The sequence below is a fragment of the Anaerococcus obesiensis genome, assembly GCF_016599815.1.
In the GTDB taxonomy this organism is placed as follows: Bacteria; Bacillota; Clostridia; order Tissierellales; family Peptoniphilaceae; genus Anaerococcus; species Anaerococcus vaginalis.
The window spans coordinates 1,413,584-1,433,824 of the sequence record NZ_CP067016.1 but is presented as its reverse complement, the minus strand read 5'-3'; the positions used below and the strand labels follow the sequence as shown (position 1 = coordinate 1,433,824).

The window sequence follows — 20,241 nt, the reverse complement described above, 5'->3', positions numbered from 1 at the left end:
AAACAAAATAAAAAGAGAAAATCTCAAAAAGAAATTTTCTCTTTTTATATTTATTCTTAATTTTTAACTTGATATTCTAATTCATTATTTTTATCTAAATCTATTATGACATGATCGCCTTCCATTACATTTCCTTCAATAATTTTTCTTCCTAGATTTGTTTCAATATTTGCTTGCAAGAATCTTTTAATTGGTCTTGCACCATATTCTACGTCGTAGGATTTATCTAAAATATATTCGTGAGCCTTCTTGCTAAGTTCAATTGTAATTTCACGACTTTCAAGTCTTTTTGAAATATCTGCAATTTGTAGATCAATAATTTTATATATTTGATCTGATGTTAATGGTTTAAACATAACAATATCATCAATTCTGTTTAAAAATTCTGGTTTAAAAGAATTTCTTAAAGATGAATCGACAAGTTTTCTATTTTCTTCATCAATACTTCCATCTTCTTTTAGTCCATCTATCAAATAAGTTGAACCAATATTTGAAGTCATAATTATAATTGTATTTTTAAAATTAACAGTTCTTCCTTGACTATCTGTAAGTCTTCCGTCATCCAAAACTTGTAGTAAAATATTAAAAACATCTGGATGAGCTTTTTCAATTTCATCAAACAAAATTACTGAATAAGGATTTCTTCTTACAGCTTCTGTCAATTGACCGCCTTCTTCGTAGCCAACATAACCTGGAGCTGCACCGATTAATCTTGACACAGAATATTTTTCCATATATTCTGACATATCAATCCTAATCATATTTTTTTCGCTATCAAACATAGCTTCTGCAAGTGATTTTGCAAGCTCTGTTTTACCAACTCCTGTTGGTCCAAGGAAAATAAATGAACCGATTGGTTTATTTATATCTTTTAGTCCAGATCTTGCCCTGATAATTGCATCTGATACACTATCAACGGCTTCATCTTGTCCAATAACTCTTTCGTGCAACTTGTCTGAAAGTCCCAAAATTTTACTTCTTTCACTTTCTACAAGTTTATTTACTGGAATATTTGTCCAATTTGAAACTACATCTGCTATGTCTTCATCTGTCACTTCTTCTTTTATAGAAGAATTATCTTTTTGGTCTTTTTCCTTTTCTTTTAATTTATTTTCAAGTTCTGTAAGTTTTCCATATTTAAGCTCAGATAATTTTTCAAAATCGTAATTTCTCTCAGCTTTTTCGATTTCAACTTTTACCTTGTCAATTTCTTCTTTTATATCTTTTACAGAATTTATTGAATCTTTTTGGCTTTTCCACTTATTAAAATCAGCTTTGTATCTTTCATTAGCATCTGCCAATTCTTTTTCTAATGTTTCTAATCTTTTCTTACTCTTTTCGTCATCTTCTTTTTTTAACAGCTGCAATTTCAATTTGGACTTGTAAAATTCTTCTTTTTTCTTCATCCAAATATTCTGGCATTGTATCAATTTCAGTTCTTACAGTTGCGCAAGCTTCGTCCATCAAATCTATTGCCTTATCTGGCAAAAATCTATCAGTTATATATCTATTTGATAGCTCAGCTGCTGCAATTACTGCTTGATCTTGAATTCTTATTCCATGATAAATTTCATATTTATCTTTGATTCCCCTTAAAATTGAAATTGTATCTTCTACACTTGGCTCATCTACCAAAACTTTTTGGAATCTTCTTTCAAGTGCTCCATCTTTTTCAATATTTTCTCTGTATTCATTTAAAGTTGTTGCACCAATTACTTTTATCTCTCCACGCGCAAGCATTGGTTTCATTATATTTGAAGCATCCATTGATCCTTCTGTTTTACCAGCTCCAACAATTGTGTGAAGCTCGTCAATAAACATAATTATTTGTCCATCAGATTTTTTTACTTCATCAATTACTGATTTCAATCTTTCTTCAAATTGTCCCCTGTATTTTGCACCTGCAACTAAGCTTGCCATATCAAGAGCAAAAATTGTTCTTCCTTGAAGTGGTTCTGGTACATCTTTATTTACAATTCTTTGAGCAAGACCTTCGACGATTGCAGTTTTACCAACACCAGGTTTACCAATCAAAACAGGATTATTTTTCTTTCTTCTTGAAAGAATTCTTTGGCAATTTCTAATTTCACTATCACGTCCAATAACTGGATCGATTTTTCCTTCTCTTGCTTCTTTGGTCAAATTTCTACCATATTTTTCCAAAGGATTGTTTGTTTCTTCTGGATTATCGTTAGTAATTTTTTGACCTTTTCTGACCTTTTTAAGCTCATTTGAGAAATTTTTAGCGCTTAAACCAATCTCCTTAAAATAATCGCTTAATTCGGTATTTTCATTCAAAATAGTTAAGAAAATGTGTTCTGTTGAGATAAAAGAATCTCCCATTTTCTTTGCACAATCTTCACTTTTTAATAAAACTCTTTGAAAAATTGTATTTGGATAAATATTTGCTGAACCTGATTGGCTTGGCAAATTTTCCATTTTTTCTTCCATCTTGTTAAGTACTTTTTTGTACAAGTCCATATTAGACAAAACTTGGCTTACGAAAGAATCTGAATCTTCTATCAAAGCGTAAGCTAGGTGGATAATGCCAACTTCTGGGTTGGCATTTTTGATTGCTAATTGACTTGCTTCATTAATAGCTTCTGTTGATTTTTGAGTAAATTTGTTAAAATCCATAATCATATCCCCCTAATTTATTTCCTTTAATTTTTTATATAGGTCAATTTGATCTTCACTTAAATTTTTTGGATTGTCGATAAGAATTTCTATATAAAGATCTCCAATTTTTCCTTTTAAATCCTTATAGCCCTTACCCTTAATCCTAATTTTGTTTCCAGCTTCAATTTTTTCTGGAATATTTATTTTAAATTTTCCATTTGGACTATCGACAGTAATTTTTTCGCCAAAATAGGCATCCCAAGGAGAAATTCTTTCCTTTTTAATAATATCAAGCCCATCAAGCCTGTAAGTTGAATCTTCCTCAATTTCTACTGTCACATAAATATCAGCATTCAAATTATATTTTGAACCATCAATTTTTAATTTTTTTCCACTTGTCATTCCACTTGGAACATTTATATTTATTTCTTTAATAGAATTTGTTTCTTTATCTTTAATTTTTAGCGTTCTAGATACGCCACTCATTGCTTCATCTAGTGATATATTAACCTTGGCTTTAATTTTTGATTTTTTATTTTTGGTAAAACCATTTTTAAAGCTTGAACCGAATCCTCCAAAATTTGTTGAAGAAGATCTTGAAGATGCTCTTCCTCCACCAAACAAAGTTTCAAAAAAATCTGAAAATCCAGAGGAGCCTCCTGTACTACTTGTGTAGGTATAAGATCCGTTTCCTGCTCCAAAATTTGAAAAAATATCTGAAAAACCATATTGAGAAGGGTCAAAATTTTGACCTTGACTAAAGTTTCCACTTTGTCCAAACATATCATATTGTTTTCTCTTATTTTCATCAGACAAAACTTCGTAAGCTTCATTTATTTTTGCAAATTTTTTGCTGGCTTCTTTATCATCAGGATGAAGGTCAGGGTGGTATTTTTTTGCAAGCTTTCTATAAGCCTTTTTAATTTCATCAGCATTCGCTTTTTTATCTACACCTAATATTTCATAATAATCTTGATATTTCATAAAACCTCCATCAATTTCTGACCATCTTTGACCTTAATCTTACTATACTAAGTTTTGATTTGATTTCAAGAATTATAAAAAATATTTTTGTCAATAAAATAAATAAAAAATAAAGGAGATAGAATTTTCATTCTACCTCCAAAAATTTTTGTTATTTTTAATCAATTATTTATTTATTTTTTGTTTTTTTCCTATTACAAAAAGTCCTAAACTTGAAATAAGTATTAATATTACACTCACAAATGCAATTGAATTAACTCCTGTTTTTGGAGAATTTTTTGCTTTTGTTTTTGAATTATTGTTTGCACTAACTTTTATTTCATTCTTTTTCCATTGAGCTACAAAAGTATGATCTTTTTCTACTTTATATTTATCTCCTGGTTTATAGTTTGAACCTTTCCAATACAAAAATGTATAACCTTTTTTGCTAGGTGCTTGTGGAAGTGTGATATAATCGCCTTTTTTAATTTTCATAACTTTTGCTTTTGTATCACCATTCCAATTTCCTCCGTTAGGATCTATTGTAATTGTAAATTCTTCAGTTACAACAGGAGGTATTTTTGCAATCCATTTAGCATAAACTGTAATATCTTTTGTAAGTTTTACTTGAGTGATTTTTTCTTTTAATTCTTTATCCTTATACCAGCCATCAAAAATAAAACCTTCTTTTTTTGGTAAATATTGATTTAAATCAATTATTGTATTTTCTTCTTTTGTTATTGGTTTTATTTCTTCTGCTTTATCGGTATCAAATGTTAAGGTAAAATAATTTACTGGTTTTGGTGGTTGTTCTTTTTTTGTCCATTTAGCATAAACTATCATATCTTTTGTAAGCTTTACTTGGGTAATTTTTTCTTTTAATTCTTTATCCTTATACCAGCCATCAAAAATAAAACCTTCTTTTTTTGGTAAATATTGATTTAAATCAATTATTGTATTTTCTTCTTTTGTTATTGGTTTTATTTCTTCTGCTTTATCGGTATCAAATGTTAAGGTAAAATAATTTACCGGTTTTGGTGGTTGTTGTTTTGCTACCCATTTAGCATAAACTGTCATATCTTCACTAAGTTTTACTTGAGTAACTTTTTCTTTTAATTCTTTATCCTTATACCAGCCGTCAAATGTAAAACCGTCTTTTGTAGGTTTATATTGGTCAAGTTCAATTGTGCTATCTTTTGATGCAATTATTGAAGCAATTTTACTTCCACCATTGGTTTCAAATGTTAACATTTTAGAATCTTCAAGCACTGGCATATCAAAAAATGCTTCTTTTTTATTTGCATTATATTTAATTGATGAACCAATAGCTCCCAATTTTATTTTTTCTTTTGTCAATCCTTCAAAATCATATCCATCTTTTGGCGAAAAATTGATTTTTAACCTATACTGAATATCTGCTTGCAACTTTCCCTTAACTGGTACAAATTTATCTTCGTTCTTATCGTATACCAAAAGCTCATAATTTGTCGGTCTTACACCATCAGTTTGACAATTAACTTGAATAGAATTTGCATCATTACCTATTGCATAATTGTAAATTGTAAATGAAATTTCAGTTACATGCTTAATTTGTCCATCATTTTTGTCATTTTCAGGCGCCGCTTTTACACTTGTAGATAATATTGTTGGCAATAACAATGCAAAAGCTAATAAAATACTAAAAAAACGTCCTTTCCAATTAGTTTTTTTCATAAAAAACCTCCTTAAAAAAATTTTTCAATAATGCTTATCTAAAAACTCAGATTATTTTACTTGAATAATTAGATATATTATTAAAAATAATTTTATCATCTTTTTCAAAAAAGAAAATAGAAAAATATCACTTTAATTATAATCTTATTTAAAATTTCTAAAAATAACATAAAAATATTTCTAGGTTATAAAATTAAAGTTTTCTTACAAAAAAAGTACCATTCCTAATTCTTTATAAGAATTTAGAATGGTATTTCTTAAAATTTTATTTTGCTATTTTTTGTAAAACTATAGATTCATAAGGTCTAAGTTTTAAATTTGCTTTTAAATCCATTTTTATAATTTACACTTTATTCTTATTTGTATTATCCAAAAATATAAAATGGCTTTAAGATTAAAAAATCCTAAAGCCATTAAAACAGTTATCAACTTTATTAAATTTATAATTTATTCATATTTTACCGATATTTTATTTGCTTTTTTCATTAAATATTTCTTGAAGTTCCAATATGAATTTCCTCGTAAACTTATAGTCAAAATATTCCTCTACTTCTTCAAGATTTTTCTACCAATATTATGCTCATCTTTAAACATATATATCCAATCATTACGAAGTGAAGGTATTGATGATTCTATAATTTTTTTAATGTAAGGTCTAGCATCTTCTGCTAAATCAAGGGCAATCAAATGAGTTTCAACCAAACTATCTATTAAAGTTCCTTCATTATAATATTCTTCAATATAAAAATCTAATAAATCTCCAAAATCATAAATATCATATTTATTCTTTTATATTCTTGATTTATTATATCTATTTTTATAAAGTTTTGACCAGTAATTAATAAACTATATAGAGGGTAAATAATACTCTCAATTGCATAACCAGGTATTCCTCTTTTTAATAATTTATCAATTGCTCTAGTAACCTTAAATAAATTTTTACATACCATTTTCCCATCACTATTTGTACTTTTGTTAATACAGTTAGTAATTCTAAATAGGCTCCTATCTTCTTAGAAACAGTTTTATCATAAAGTTTCTTTTTATAATTATTTTCAACTATGTTAGTATCGTTTATACTTTCAATATAAGACATGTTTTCTTCATCTTTTATTGCTAACTTCAAATCTTCATCCATATTTGAATTAGCAATCCAAAGTACAAAATTAAACAAAGACTCTACATTGTGTGTATCACAGAAATATTTTCCTTTATAAGATTCTAGTACCAAATTCTTTTTATTTTTAATTCCAAAAATAAAATATATATATTCGCGATCAAAATATATGCGACTATAAAATAGATAAACAAATAAATACTTTTGCTCCATACTTAAAGTAACATTTTCTCTTAAAAGTGAATTTATCTCATCATTAACTATTCTAAAATCCGAATCATGATGATCAGCTTCTGGATTATCTGGATTATATTTCCAATAATCAGAAAAATTTAATTCCATGCCATTAAAAATAGAAATATCAATTTCGTCTTTTTTTATATATTTTGATAATCCACTATCAAAATTATCTATAGTTTCTTCATCTTTGAATTCTTTATTGTCCAATTCTTCTTTATTCCAATCTTCTGAAATTAATTCTTCCTCTAGATTTATATTTTTATCAAAAACTCCTTCTGGATATTTTTAATGATTTCTTCTATTTTTTTACAGAAATCTTATACTTGCCTCTAAAATTTCTTCCATTAAAATTATATCCTTGTTTTACAGCAGATACTTTCCATGCATAATTTTTATTTTGATATAATTCTTCAGCTATCTGTGAACCTGATTTTCCTTCAACTAAATATTTATATAAAATATCAATTTTTTCTTCTTTAGGAATTTTTAAAAAATCTTTTTCTAAACCAAATGCCATTTTATTACACCTATTATTTTTTAGTCCTTTAACTCCTGAATATACCAAAAAAACACCAAATATCAGACCTAATAAAGAATATCTTTTATATGAACGAACAGTTATAAATATTCCTATTAGAATTGGTAAAATTTTTGCAAAAAAAATTAATAAACCTTCATTTTTAGTAAAAAAGTCATTTTCATTAGAATAATCATTAGAATTTGAGCTATTACTATAGTTCTTGCTATTTGAAGAATAATTTTTATAATTTGAATTAGCACCATAATTACTATTATTTGAAGAATAACCTTTATAATTTGAATGACTATCAGAAATTATATTGTTCGTAGAATTTCCACCAAGAAATTCTTTAAAACCTAACCCTTTAGTTCTAAGCAATTTAGCATATTGTTGCATTTCGCTATAACTTATTTCGCCATTATATTTTCCAGCATTTCTGCCTTTAAGTCCAGCAGCTTGTTGAATATATGAAACAGTATAGCTAACAGTTCTATTAGATGGAAAATATTTTTCTTCCAATTCATTTTGTGTATAACCTTGAACTAAATATTCATATAATATGTCAGCTACTATATCATCGCTTAATCTTTTATCCTTATAAATATATTTATACGCTTCTTCTCGTGATGCCATTTTATTCTCCTTTTTTACTATAAAGTTCCTTTCTTACCAAAAAATCAGTTGTTAAATTACTAAATTCTAATCTTGTATAATCAATTTTTTCACTATTTTGAATATTATTCTTATTTTTGTAGTGGTATTTAATATTGTTAAACCCTCAGAACGATTTCCTATACCACAAAAATCTGAGTCATCAGCTAATTGTTTAAAATCATCAAGTTTTAAAATATAAATATCGCAACATTGGCACTCGCCATCTATTAATACAAATGCAACAACAGGAATCATATCAAATTCTCTTGCAAAAGTTCTTAATTTATTTTGGTTATATAAATCAAATACAATTGAAGCATCATCCTTTTTAAATCTTCTACTTTTTACTGATATTGCATATCTTAACTTACTATCTAATCTATCAGTCGCTATTATATCTGCACCTTCATGATCTACTATCGCTACCCTATGACCTTTAATATTTCCAAGTAAAAATGCAACTAGAGATTCTCCAAAATCCCCCAACTGCTTTGGTAGTCTCCCATCTTTAGCGTTCATAAATTTTCTCCTTTCGCTTATTTATGAATATATATTATCAAAAAAAAAAAAAATATTCAACACATTTTAATATAGAGAAATTATATTTTTAAAAACAATTGATACTTAGCATTATTAAATAGATAATTTTAATATTTTTCTTTTTATTTTTTATATTTATACACTATATAAAAATTCAAAAAATAAAAAACTCACACTAAATACCACATAACTTATTTAAAACCAAATTTGTTGCATGTAATTTAGAATGAGTTTTTATATTGTCAAAATTATTGAAAGCTATTTAATATTTTTAAATCTAAACTAATTTCATCTAAAGATTTAATTATTATGTTTTTTATTATCCATTCTTCATCTTTATTTTTTCTTTGTGCATAATAACCGCAAGCCATATCTTCTAAAATGCTTATTGAATTATCTAATTCATACATTTCTTTTAAAGATATTATTTTAGAATCTTCTATTTCGTGTTCTTTTCCACATAAAAATTGCCACATTCCATCATTGGCGTCATGACTTACATATAAAATAGGATTTTCTTTATCTATTATATGAGAACAAGTAATTACAGCCGTATTTGGATTATCGTAAAATGGAAATTTTTCATCTAATAATTTGTGGTTTTTATTAAATTTTAATTTATTAAAGAATCCCATTTTTAAGATCTCCTTTTTATCTATATTAAAATTTCTACAAAATAAATTTATAAATTTAATAATCAAAAATTATAACAACTCCATGTTCAAGTGAAAATTCTGCTGCTTGCCACAAAATAGAAAAGGCAAATTTTGCTAAAGATTCAGTATTATAAATTTGCTTTTCACAAACTTTTTCTAATCCTTTTTCTTTGCTATAAATTTTATCAACAGGATAGCCTTCTGTTTTGCTCCATGAAATTATAGTATCTCTATCAGCCTTCCATTCAAAAGAATTATATACATTCAATTCATCAAGAAGCAAACGGCTTGTTGACAAAACACTTTTTTCTGAATTTGGCAAATAATAATCAAACATTATGTCCCTATCAATAGGTAGCCACCAACCATTTCCATCAAATAAGGATAGGCGAAAATCTTTTGTTTGAAGAAATTCTGATACAATGGGATGTTTATAAATATCAATATTTTTTTCCATTGTTTTTGGCAAGTCTTTGTGAGTATATTTTGAAGCAATATAAAGTAATAATGCGTTTAAAGCATCCCAATCTGGTTTGTCTGTATAATAAGGAGTAGTATCGTAATCCTCATTCCATATCGATTTAGAATTTATTTCTAAACCTTTTTCAATAGCTTCTTTCCATCCAAGAACAATTTCTTTAGTTTCTTCTAAAGAAAGCTCTTCGTCATCTTCTCCATTTTCATCTTGAACTCTTATAGTTTCATATTTCAATCCATTATCTTCAGCAAATTGTTGAATAACAGTTTTCCAATTATTCATATAATAGCGAATTAAAGTCCCAGCATATACATCAAGTCCCATTGTAAATACTTCCTTTCGAATATATTTTTTATTTACAGCTTTTCTATCAGTTTCCTATCTAAAATATAGATTATTCTTCTATTTACCATCCACAGATTCATACAATTTATCTATTTTTTCTTTAATCAAAGATTTATCAATAGAACTATCAGAAAAATAAAATAACTCTGTTTCTCCAATTTGATTTTTTTCTATATAACATTGAATAACACCTAAGGCTGACAATGTATAATAATTGACAACTCCTGTAGAAAATTCTTGATTGTCTGGATATATAAGTTTTGGAGTCTTTGCTATATTTAAAACTTCAATAATCATTTGACTTATCTTATCTGTTGTTATTTTGTTATTAGCATCATAAATAATTTCTATAGCCATAACGCTTTCATCATATATAAATTTTTGACCGTATTTATCTTCTATAATTTGTTTTGCTTTATCAAAAAAATCATCTTTTTTCAAAATCGTAGCAAGGTATTCATCATTGCAGGCAAAGTGATATATATTATCATATATCAAATCCCTAACCTTAAACTTTATACCCTTATCATCTTCAAACATTCCCTCATTTTTTTGTCTATCAAATGATTTGACAACTTTAAAATTATGTTCTGGATAAGCTTTATTCAAACACATAAGAATTCTTTGGTCAGTATCTTTTCCTGACAAAGGATTATCTTCATCTCTTTTTAGACCACAGCCAATAAATAGAGATATTAATATAACAGTTACCAATCCTAGTATAATTTTTTTCATATTTTATCCTTATTTTTATCGTTAATCCAAAATTTCAAAATATTATTTTTTGTAAAATCATTATTGGTTTAAAATCAATTTTCCTTTAGTTATTTCTTTTTAAAATAGATACAGAGTTTATAGCTATAGACAAGATTACTAGAACCCATAATGCTTTACTCATTGTAGGCATAATGTCCATAAGAGATGCCCAGTCTTCTTTGACTACACGACTAGCTCCATCAAAATATAATGCGCATACTGTTAAAGCTGTTAAAGACAAACTCAAAAATCTATATCCTTGTGCATTTTTATTTTTTATTGTTGCCATCACATTTAATACTGCAAATATTATGGCACTTATTCCAAAAATTAACCACATAACTTTCTCCTTAACTTTCTATTTTTTTCTTCTCATTGGAATATTTACTTCCACACCCTATTCAAAAAAGCATAGAGCCAATTATCCGTACATACTCATTTTTTCTTGTTTTTTGCAAATTTTTAGATATTTTTAAACCTATTAGTAAGTTTTTTAAGCTACTTTTTTATATATTTATCTGTCCTTCTGTTTAAATTAGTTGTAGCCACGTTCTTATCTCTTTTGATTCATTATATTATTAAATTTGTGCATAGTAAATAGAATGTCATTATATCAGTATGAAAATAAGGCTTTGCTTTTAATTAATTTTTTCTAAAACTTTGTTAAATTCATTAACTGAAGGTAATTTTCTAATATTTTTATTTAATGCCCAAAAGATAGCTACTAAAAATATAGTGAAAGATCCAATAAATATAGCCTTTGAACTTGATAAATATTCTCCTAAAACTCCACCAAATAAAGCGCCCACCGGTGCCATAAAAGTAGAAATTCCAACCATAGCCCCCATTGCAGAACCTATTTTTTTGCTTGGAACTATTATTTGAACCATAGTTTGAGCATAAACATTTACGACTCCTACAACAAACCATCCAAGCCCATACAAAACTACTCCTATTTTTATATTATTTTGAAAATTAGAAAAAAGGATCCAAGCTAAAGCTACAATCATCATTCCATAAATATATAATTTACCAAGAGAAATTTTTTTTAATTTTGGAAATCCAGCAAATAAAGACCCAAGTAAAAGACCTGCTCCCATTCCTGCAAGCATTAAACTATAAAATATTTCATTTTGTGCAAAGGCAGGTAAAACTGCATTTATTGATGTAGCAGAAAAGTTAATAAAAACTATTCCAAGAACTAGGGCAAAAATTCTTGAATCTTTAAACAAATCAAGCCCATCTTTAAGAGATTTGAAGTGATTTTTTATTAGATTTTCTTTTGATTTTTCTTCTCTTTTTTGGGAATAGCTAAGTTTTTTTGATAAAAAACAAAATAAAATCCCAGTCAAAATAAAACTTATGGAATCAGCAAAAAAAGCTGTCATAAAACCACACAATGAAATTATAAAACCTGCAAGAGTATCAAAAATTGCATTTGATCCTTGATAAGCCATAGTCATCAAAGAATTTCCTGTAACAAGTTCTTTTTCAGATAAAATTTTTGGAAGTAGAGATATTTGACCTGGATAAACAAGTTGATTAATCAGAGAAATTAATGGCATTATTATCATTATGTGATAGACACTTAATTTTCCAAATTTATACAGAAATGGAATAATTAAAATCAATACTGCTTGAAAAAATTGAGATAAAATTAAAAACTTTTTCATATTAATTTTATCCAAAATTGGACTTAATAGTAATTGAACTATTGCTGTTGATGAGGTAAGAAAAAGAGTAAGCCCCGAATAAATTGTAGACCCACTCATTTTATAAACCAAAAGAGTTGATGCAATCGCATATAGGCTATCTCCAAAATTTGTTATTAGTCGCCCCAAGAGCAGGACATAAAAATCTTTGTTTTTAATCATTTTTAACATTCTCCTTATATTTAACGTTTTGATTATTTTGACAGTTGTCTATTTTTTTACCAGTAAGGATTAACTTACTGGTTTTAAGATAATTTATAAATTTGTACTTGAAAACTTTCTTGGGTACCTTCATCTTCACTATATTTTTTTATTAAATCATTTAATTCTTTTTCGAATGATTCGTAGGATTTGCTAGAAATTTTAAAAGAAAATACCTTCTCTTCTACGTTTTTATTAAATATTTCACTATTAGGAATAAAAGCCTTGGCTACAGGTAAAAAATATTTTTGAGTTATTCCATTAATAAGTTCCGTATCAACTACTTCTATAATATTATTTTGTTCTAAAATTTTTAAGTGATAGTGAATTTTTGACCTACTAACCCCAAGAGCATCTGATAAATCTTGAGCATTTTTTGGACTAGTTCCTAAAGTCATAATTATTTTAAGCCTTAAAGGATCGCTTACAATATTAATTTCTTCTAATGAATTTAAAATATGAACTTCTTTCAAACTACACCTCCATAACTTTATTGTCTATAATTGTAACTTAAATTTACTCTACAGTCAAATATTTTTGAACGTTAAATTTTATCATTAGTAAAAAATAACCCTTTTTTCTAAAATCCAAGAGTTATTTCAAAATTCCTGTTAAATTTTAAATAATTTATTAGTAGATAAATATTTAGATAGAGTCCATAATATTATGTAAATTATCTTAGTACAGTATTCACTAATCAGCAAATTTAAACTTATATATTAATAGAATAATTTTTATTTAAATTTTTTCCAATATCTATCATTTATTTTCATCAAAAATATACAATCTATGCATAAATTAATAATTTTTTATAATATTAAAATTCTTGTCTTTATATCATAGTTCTCTTAATAAAAAACAGTGAAAATAATTTATATAAGGTAACCCCATAAAGTTGTACCTAATAGCAGAGTTAAAAATATACTAGCTATGGTATTAGTTTTTTTTCCTATCCATAAGGATAGGAATTTATTTATGATGCATTCTTCTTTCTATTTTCTACTGGTAAATTAGCTTTAGTTTTGGTTGTTTTTATATTTCATAGCTTAATATTTCACTGTTGTACATATCTAAGTATGGATTTAAATATAATTTCTTTATTTTTTCTTTTAATTGTTCTTCATTTAATAAATTAACTTCTTCAATAGTTAATTTTGCTGATGATTATAATTTGTTATTTTTGTTTTCTTTTAGATTTTAGTCCTTTAATTCCCTTTTTTAAAGTCATTGATCCATCTTCTTATTAAAATTTTATTAGGTATATAATATTTATATGAGTTTCTAGATTCTTAATATTTTTTTACTACTTTCATTTTAAATTCTGTGCTATATTTTGCCATAAAAACCGACCTCCTCAAGTTAGTTTTTAGGTCTAACTTTTATGTTGGGACAGCTCATAACTACATCCTTTTTTCTTTTATATTTTCCATTATATATATTTATTTTGTATATTAGTAAGAATAGTAAGTGCATATTAACTTAAGAAAAAATTGACATAGCACTTGCTTTTTGAATTGTACCCATAAAACTGGACACAATATTTAATCATTTACAGACCCGACTTTCTTTTACAATTCAAAAATCTCATCTGCAACTTCGTTTAAAAACTCAATGTCATGAGAAACTATAAGAATTATTTTATCCTTATTTCTATATTTTTTTATTAGCTCAGATATTTTTTCCATATTGGAATAATCCATACCACTTGTAGGTTCGTCAAAAAAGACAAATGGAGAATCCTTACACATAACAGATGCTATTGCAAGTCTTTGCTTTTGTCCTCCTGATAAACTCATAGGATGTCTTTCAATAAATTCGTCCAGGCCTAAATCTTTTAAGATGATTTTCGCCTTTTCTTCATCAAAATTCTTTACTCCAAGGCTAAGCTCTTTGAATACTTCATCTGTGAATAATTGATGATTTACGTCTTGCATAACAAGTGAAGAGTTTTTGAGTCTTCCTTTTTTAGATAGCTTCTCTCCCTTAAAATAAATTTCTTCTTTCGATTTTTTCTCAAGACCAATTAAACATCTTAATAGACTTGATTTTCCTCGTCCGTTGGATCCTATTATGCCATAAATTTTACCAAGCTTAAAAGAAATGTTTTTTACACTTAAACAATCATCATCAGTAAATTTATAGCTAAGATTTTTTATCTGATACTCTCCATCATCTTTTAGATAAGTAACTTCTAATTTGCATAATTCTTTATCTCTTAAACTTAAAGCGTTCAATTCATTTTTATCAAACTTTAAAAATTCACTTCTTGCATAAGTTTTTTTAAGCTTGCCTTTATCTATTAAAAATACACGATCAACCATGTCCATCAAATAATAAATTCTATGCTCAGCTACAATTATGCTTATGCCCTTTTCTTTTAATATCTTTAGCATCTTTGTCAAAACACTTATGCTTTTAATATCCAAATTTGAAGAAGGTTCATCCATAACTATGATCTTTGTGCCCGCTATATAAGAAGCGGCAATGCAAAGTATTTGTTTCTCACCGCCGGATAGATTAAATATATTTCTATTCAAAAGATTTTTTATAGGAAATATTTCAAGCATATCACTTAAACGCCTGTCCATCTCTTCCCTTGCAAGACCAATATTTTCCAAATAAAATAATAATTCTAATGTAGTATTAACATTAAAGAAATATGTCTTAGGATTTTGAAAAACAGTTGAGACAAGCATTGAGATTTGATAAAGTTCCAAATCTTTTATATTTTTACCATCAATAATTATTTCGCCCTTTGTCTTTGCGTTATCATACCTTACAGCTAGTCCGTTGATGGAATTTATTATAGATGACTTACCACTTCCACTTTTTCCTGTAAAGAGTACACATTCTCCTACAGCTATTGATAAAGATATATCGTCTAATATATGTTCTTTTCCATAATCAAGACTTAGATTTTTATCTTCTACCATATTAAGCCTCCCACAATAAATCCAGCAACTGGTAAAACATAAACAAAATCAATTAGCTGTATCTTTACACGGATATATCTAGTCTTAGCAATTGGATTTTCTATTGCCTTTGTTTCCGCCGCTTTTGCAATGTCATCTGCTATGTTCGAAGATATAATTAGTAGTGGCACAGAAACATATTCAAGATATTTGACTGGATTTTTAAAATTTATTCCTCTTACTTTCATAGCCATTTTAATGTTTTTCTTCTCCTCCCTAAAAGATGGGAAAAATCTAAACATAACCGCAATAGGTATAGATACATTCTTTGAGATCTTAATCTTATCCATCGATGAAATTATTGTACCTACATCAGAGGTCTTTATCATGAAGCTTGCCGCCATAAATGGTAAAATAAACATTCTAATTACAATAGGTATACTAAAAAACATCTTAACTATAGGGTTTAATTCAGATAACACCATAAAATTAGGCAAGGAGTAAAGTATCCCACATAAAATAATCCATTTGAAAAGTGTTTTTTTGTATCCATTCAAATAAAGCAAAATACCAATAAGACAAACAATCGCTAGCTCAAAACGGATGTTTATGCTATGCATAACAGTTAAGCCTGCGATAAATACGACTAATATCTTAGAGATCGGATTGGGATTAAAGGGAGCATTTGAAGAAAAGGTAGGCATTATACAATGCCTGCTTTTTCAAAGTGTTTCTTCAACAGAGCCTTTCCTATATATGCCCCAATAATTCCTCCTAAGAAAGCACCTAAGGCTACTAAAGCCATGTGAGGATAAGTTATTAGTTTTTCCAAGGCTACTACATAGTCATCCCCCATCATCTTGCAATGTTCTACATATACTTCTTTTGCTAAAAGCATTTGCATTAAAGAGCTACATATCCATGTGCTGAAGATTGCATAAGATATCATATTATATTTAAATGACTTATAGTTTCCAATTTTTCTAATTAACTCTGCTATTATCATAACGATAAGCGATAGAACTACAACTACGTAGGTATGTCCAGCAGCAAACATCACAAGTGGTGATATCATGCCGAATATAAATAGTGCCCATGGTTTTTGAACCTTAGTCATAAATAACATAACAACAGTTCCTGCAACTATGGCTAATACTGTCGGGTATATTAAAAACAATATCGGAATCATTCCCATCATACCAATTCCAAACATCAAGACGAAATAAATTACGCCAAAAACACCGATGCTTACTAAATCTTTTACTTTTAATTTTTTATTGTCCATTTTAATCCCCTCAATAAATAAATTCTTCTGCCATTTTTGTTTTTTCTATTAAATTCTTGTAAACTTTTGATTTTTGTAAAAGCTCTTCATGTTTGCCTTCACATTCTACTTTTCCGTTTTCAAGAACTACTATCTTGTCAGCATTTTCTATGGATTTCATTCTGTGTGAAATGATGACAACAGTTTTATCTTTAATTAAATTATTTAAAGACTCTTGAATTTTTTTCTCATTGTCAACATCAAGGCTTGCTGCTATCTCGTCTAAGATCAATATCGGTGCATCTTTTAAGAAGGCTCTGGCTATTGATAATCTCTGTCTTTCTCCGCCTGATAGCTCAGCACCGTTCTCACCAATAACTGTATCGAAACCCTTGTCCATTTTTTCTATAAAATCTGTGCAGTTTGCAAGTTTTGCTGCTCTTTTTACTTCTTCGTCGCTTGCATCTTGCTTTCCGATTCTAATATTTTCCATAACGCTTTGATTAAAGAGAACTACATCTTGGAAAACAATAGACACCTTATCAAAAAGGGATTCTGTTGATATTTCTTTTATATCTTTGCCATCGATTAAAATTTGTCCTTCATCATAATCATAAAGTCTTGATATAAGTTTCAATATAGTTGTTTTACCGCATCCGCTTGCACCTACCAAAGCGGTGACTTCTCCCTGTTTAGCCTTAAAACTTACGCCTTCTAATACTTTTTCATCTTTATTGTAAGCAAATTCAACATTTTTTAAATCAATATCAAATTTTTTTAGTTCATAGTCATCGCCTTCTTGTAAATCTTGATTTTCAATTTCTTTTAGTCTTTCAATTTTTGGCGATAAATAAAATATCTCCATCAGTCCTTCTTTAGATGCATCTAGAGAGTCTTTTAACTTCATAGCAGCTAGCAAATATCCTACAAGGTAGAGAGCACTTATCTCTTTATTAATAATTAGATTTACGCCAACAAATATTACGACAGCAAGGGAAATAAAACTAAATATTGAAGATATAGACATAGTTAAAATATTTACTAACTCTGTCTTTAAGTGCACTTTTTCACTTTTATCCATTTTTTCATACAGCTTTTCTTTCATTTCCTCTGATAAGCCATAGGCTTTAATCTCCATCTGCATTTCGATATTTTCTTGAAAGCTTTCTGAGTTTTCTCTCAAGGCGTCATAATATCTTTTTTGTCCCTTAACTGAATGTTTTTTAGACAAGGGTATGAATATAAAGCTTAATATTGTTGGGATAATTACAGCTAAACCCATCTTGACATTGCTCACTAGCATCATGATGGATATTAGTGGGAAGAAGAGTGCCATGCCGCCCACCTTTGGTATTGAGTGACTCATTGCATGCTCTATACCTTCAATATCAGCCATAATTGTTTGCGCTAGGTCTGAAATGTCATGTTTAGAAAAGTAAGATAGAGGTAATTTTGATAAATTCTCCGCTGTCCTTATTCTTAAATCTGCACTTTCTTGATAGGTTGTGCTATATAATTTATCGTATTCTATAGAAAGCAAAATATACATTGCTATCATGGTCAAAACTGAGAATACTATATAAAAGCCCTTGCTTTTACCCATATTTTCCAAAACTTCCTGAGCAAAAATCATTAGTAATATTGCAGGAAGCATGTTTATACAATAAACGAAAAATGAGGACAGTGTTGCTTTACTTAAATTTCTTGCTCCTTTATCTGTAAGAGCAAATCTTTTTTTATAAAACTCCTTCATTTGAAACCCTCCATTCATTCGCACTGTTAAACATCTCTTGCAGTCTCTTATAGCTTGTATCTCTTGACATTAATTTTTTGTCAGAGCCTCTTTCTATAATTTTCCCACTATCCATAACAAGTATTTCATCAAGATCTTTAATTGTAGATAGCCTGTGTGCAATCATGATGACTGTTTTATCCTTCATAAGATTTTTGAAAGCTTTTTGCAATTCAAACTCGTTATCCGGATCAATAGATGCTGAGGCTTCGTCCATAATAATAATTTTGGAATCTTTTAAAATCGCTCTAGCAATTGCAATTCTTTGTTTTTCTCCACCAGATAAGTAAACTCCTTTTGAGCCTATTACAGTATTTTCTCTTTCTGGAAATTTATCTAATATTAGATTACATCCAGCTAATTTTAAAGCTATCATAACATCATCTTTTGTAGCTTCTTTATTTGCTAAAGCAACATTGTCATAAATGCTCTTCTTAAATAATTTTGAGTCTTGAAAAACAAAGGAGATAGCTTTAATTAAGGCTTCGTCAGAATATTCAGATATTGGAATCCCACCTATCTTTATCCTTCCTTCATTAACATTGTAAAAACCTGATATAAGTTTTGCTACTGTTGATTTGCCTGATCCAGATGAACCGACTAGTGCATAGGACTTTCCTTCTTCTAATTTAAAGGATAAATTTTCAATAACAGCCTTATCATTGTAAGCAAAGCTAACATTGTCAAAGTCTATATTATAATTTTTAAAATTATTGACATTACCATGCACTAATTTGTCTTTTTGCATATCCTTGTAAAGCGCCTCTAAAGTATCTACTGCATAATTTCCTTGAGAAATATACATGGAGTACCACATCATTCTCATAAATGAAACAAAGAGAACTCCCGATAAAAATAAAATCATGATAAGCTCAAGTAAAATCACCTTGGCGCTAGCTAAGCTTGTCATAAAATAAACTATAGGAATAATTAAAATTGCAATCAAACCAAAAAATAACCATTGATACAAAACATAAGGCTTTTTACAAGATAGGGAATAATCATAAGCATATTTTGAGTAATCTTTTATCGCCTTATAAAAGCTTTTAAATGACTCTACATTTGCTCTAAATATTTTTACAACTTGCATTCCTCTTACGTATTCAACAGTTTCAGCACTTAGTTTAGATAGGGCTTCTTGGTATATCTTCATAAATTTTTGCTCGCCCATCATTGCCCCTAAAATTAATCCGCCAATTATTGTAAGAGCAAGTAAAGTGATTCCAACCCTTATACTTACTATAAAGCCAAGTGCAAGTATAAGCACGGGTGTAACTATTGCCTGAGAGCTATCGGGTATCATGTGGGCTACAACCTGATGTGTTTGTGCGGCATTATCATCTATAATCTTTCTTATTTGACCAGATGGATTTAAATCAAAGAACCTAAAACTTGCTTTCTCTAAGCCATCAATCCCCCTTTTTCTTAAATTTGTTTCAAGCCTAAATCCCAATACGTGAGAAAACATTCCTGAAACAAAATAAAATATCGCTCCACTTGTTAGTGTAATAACAGATTTTAATGCTAAGCTCTCTGCACCTGATAAATTTGAATTAATTATTAACTTATCTAGAAATTTGTAGATTAAATAATATCCATATACTGTAAGTGCAGCAGATATAGCAGAAAAAACTATAGCTAAAACCCCAAGATATTTTTTATCCTGTACATAAGCAAATAGTTTTTTGTAAATCTTCATAATCATATCTCCTTTCTTTGATGTTCCTTTTAGATATAAATTTTCTTAGTTGATAATAAC

General features: G+C 28.0%; 17 protein-coding genes and 1 pseudogene. All 18 read right to left on the bottom strand.

Features of this window, described 5'->3' with window-relative positions; translation table 11 throughout:
• Positions 1 to 56: 56 nt before the first annotated feature.
• Positions 57 to 2,637: pseudogene (gene clpB, locus I6H46_RS07215) on the bottom strand (ATP-dependent chaperone ClpB).
• Positions 2,638 to 2,649: 12 nt separating this feature from the next.
• Positions 2,650 to 3,603, bottom strand: coding sequence for a DnaJ C-terminal domain-containing protein (locus I6H46_RS07210; protein ID WP_019117907.1), 954 nt, complete (start codon positions 3,601 to 3,603; stop codon positions 2,650 to 2,652).
• A 165-nt stretch (positions 3,604 to 3,768) separates the two neighbouring features.
• Entirely contained in the window at positions 3,769 to 5,295 is a 1,527-nt protein-coding gene (locus tag I6H46_RS07205) for an InlB B-repeat-containing protein (RefSeq protein WP_200225738.1), read from the bottom strand.
• 546 nt (positions 5,296 to 5,841) lie between these two features.
• Positions 5,842 to 5,997, bottom strand: coding sequence for a hypothetical protein (locus I6H46_RS07200; RefSeq protein WP_200225736.1), 156 nt, complete (start codon positions 5,995 to 5,997; stop codon positions 5,842 to 5,844).
• 196 nt (positions 5,998 to 6,193) lie between these two features.
• Positions 6,194 to 6,859, bottom strand: a complete 666-nt coding sequence (locus I6H46_RS07195; protein WP_200225734.1) for a hypothetical protein — start codon at positions 6,857 to 6,859, stop codon at positions 6,194 to 6,196.
• Between the two features lie 91 nt (positions 6,860 to 6,950).
• On the bottom strand, positions 6,951 to 7,805 hold the full coding sequence (locus tag I6H46_RS07190; protein ID WP_200225732.1) for a hypothetical protein: 855 nt from the start codon (positions 7,803 to 7,805) through the stop codon (positions 6,951 to 6,953).
• 66 nt (positions 7,806 to 7,871) lie between these two features.
• Positions 7,872 to 8,345, bottom strand: coding sequence for a hypothetical protein (locus I6H46_RS07185; protein ID WP_200225731.1), 474 nt, complete (start codon positions 8,343 to 8,345; stop codon positions 7,872 to 7,874).
• Positions 8,346 to 8,614: 269 nt separating this feature from the next.
• Positions 8,615 to 9,001 carry a hypothetical protein gene (locus I6H46_RS07180; RefSeq protein WP_234287335.1) on the bottom strand — a complete coding sequence of 129 codons (387 nt, stop codon included), beginning with the start codon at positions 8,999 to 9,001 and terminating at the stop codon, positions 8,615 to 8,617.
• Positions 9,002 to 9,056: 55 nt separating this feature from the next.
• On the bottom strand, positions 9,057 to 9,824 hold the full coding sequence (locus I6H46_RS07175) for a hypothetical protein (protein ID WP_019117911.1): 768 nt from the start codon (positions 9,822 to 9,824) through the stop codon (positions 9,057 to 9,059).
• 78 nt (positions 9,825 to 9,902) lie between these two features.
• Positions 9,903 to 10,580 (bottom strand): hypothetical protein, encoded by a 678-nt coding sequence (locus I6H46_RS07170; protein ID WP_019117912.1) that lies wholly within the window; start codon positions 10,578 to 10,580, stop codon positions 9,903 to 9,905.
• 85 nt (positions 10,581 to 10,665) lie between these two features.
• On the bottom strand, positions 10,666 to 10,941 hold the full coding sequence (locus I6H46_RS07165; RefSeq protein ID WP_019117913.1) for a hypothetical protein: 276 nt from the start codon (positions 10,939 to 10,941) through the stop codon (positions 10,666 to 10,668).
• Positions 10,942 to 11,239: 298 nt separating this feature from the next.
• Entirely contained in the window at positions 11,240 to 12,484 is a 1,245-nt protein-coding gene (locus I6H46_RS07160; RefSeq protein ID WP_026074040.1) for an MFS transporter, read from the bottom strand.
• Between the two features lie 74 nt (positions 12,485 to 12,558).
• Entirely contained in the window at positions 12,559 to 12,987 is a 429-nt protein-coding gene (locus I6H46_RS07155; RefSeq protein WP_019117915.1) for an ArsR/SmtB family transcription factor, read from the bottom strand.
• Between the two features lie 1,095 nt (positions 12,988 to 14,082).
• Positions 14,083 to 15,447 (bottom strand): ABC transporter ATP-binding protein, encoded by a 1,365-nt coding sequence (locus tag I6H46_RS07150; RefSeq protein ID WP_200225729.1) that lies wholly within the window; start codon positions 15,445 to 15,447, stop codon positions 14,083 to 14,085.
• Positions 15,441 to 16,130, bottom strand: coding sequence for an energy-coupling factor transporter transmembrane component T family protein (locus tag I6H46_RS07145; protein ID WP_200225726.1), 690 nt, complete (start codon positions 16,128 to 16,130; stop codon positions 15,441 to 15,443). The genes I6H46_RS07150 and I6H46_RS07145 overlap by 7 nt, the downstream gene beginning before the upstream one ends.
• Complete coding sequence (locus I6H46_RS07140) at positions 16,130 to 16,711, bottom strand: MptD family putative ECF transporter S component (RefSeq protein WP_200225724.1); 582 nt, start codon at positions 16,709 to 16,711, stop codon at positions 16,130 to 16,132. Before I6H46_RS07140 ends, I6H46_RS07145 begins: the two co-directional genes overlap by 1 nt.
• A 10-nt stretch (positions 16,712 to 16,721) precedes the next feature.
• A complete protein-coding gene (locus I6H46_RS07135; RefSeq protein WP_019117923.1) occupies positions 16,722 to 18,443 on the bottom strand; it encodes an ABC transporter ATP-binding protein in 1,722 nt (573 codons plus the stop codon).
• Positions 18,427 to 20,181 (bottom strand): ABC transporter ATP-binding protein, encoded by a 1,755-nt coding sequence (locus I6H46_RS07130; RefSeq protein ID WP_019117924.1) that lies wholly within the window; start codon positions 20,179 to 20,181, stop codon positions 18,427 to 18,429. The genes I6H46_RS07135 and I6H46_RS07130 overlap by 17 nt, the downstream gene beginning before the upstream one ends.
• Between the last annotated feature and the right edge of the window lie 60 nt (positions 20,182 to 20,241).

Excerpts from the sequence above, each read along its gene's own strand:
- I6H46_RS07210 (WP_019117907.1), bottom strand. The coding sequence starts at position 3,603 with ATGAAATATCAAGATTATTATGAAATATTAGGTGTAGATAAAAAAGCG.
- I6H46_RS07205 (WP_200225738.1), bottom strand. The coding sequence starts at position 5,295 with ATGAAAAAAACTAATTGGAAAGGACGTTTTTTTAGTATTTTATTAGCT.
- I6H46_RS07190 (WP_200225732.1), bottom strand. The coding sequence starts at position 7,805 with ATGGCATCACGAGAAGAAGCGTATAAATATATTTATAAGGATAAAAGA.
- I6H46_RS07185 (WP_200225731.1), bottom strand. The coding sequence starts at position 8,345 with ATGAACGCTAAAGATGGGAGACTACCAAAGCAGTTGGGGGATTTTGGA.
- I6H46_RS07180 (WP_234287335.1), bottom strand. The coding sequence starts at position 9,001 with ATGGGATTCTTTAATAAATTAAAATTTAATAAAAACCACAAATTATTA.
- I6H46_RS07175 (WP_019117911.1), bottom strand. The coding sequence starts at position 9,824 with ATGGGACTTGATGTATATGCTGGGACTTTAATTCGCTATTATATGAAT.
- I6H46_RS07170 (WP_019117912.1), bottom strand. The coding sequence starts at position 10,580 with ATGAAAAAAATTATACTAGGATTGGTAACTGTTATATTAATATCTCTA.
- I6H46_RS07165 (WP_019117913.1), bottom strand. The coding sequence starts at position 10,941 with ATGTGGTTAATTTTTGGAATAAGTGCCATAATATTTGCAGTATTAAAT.
- I6H46_RS07160 (WP_026074040.1), bottom strand. The coding sequence starts at position 12,484 with ATGTTAAAAATGATTAAAAACAAAGATTTTTATGTCCTGCTCTTGGGG.
- I6H46_RS07150 (WP_200225729.1), bottom strand. The coding sequence starts at position 15,447 with ATGGTAGAAGATAAAAATCTAAGTCTTGATTATGGAAAAGAACATATA.
- I6H46_RS07145 (WP_200225726.1), bottom strand. The coding sequence starts at position 16,130 with ATGCCTACCTTTTCTTCAAATGCTCCCTTTAATCCCAATCCGATCTCT.
- I6H46_RS07140 (WP_200225724.1), bottom strand. The coding sequence starts at position 16,711 with ATGGACAATAAAAAATTAAAAGTAAAAGATTTAGTAAGCATCGGTGTT.
- I6H46_RS07135 (WP_019117923.1), bottom strand. The coding sequence starts at position 18,443 with ATGAAGGAGTTTTATAAAAAAAGATTTGCTCTTACAGATAAAGGAGCA.
- I6H46_RS07130 (WP_019117924.1), bottom strand. The coding sequence starts at position 20,181 with ATGAAGATTTACAAAAAACTATTTGCTTATGTACAGGATAAAAAATAT.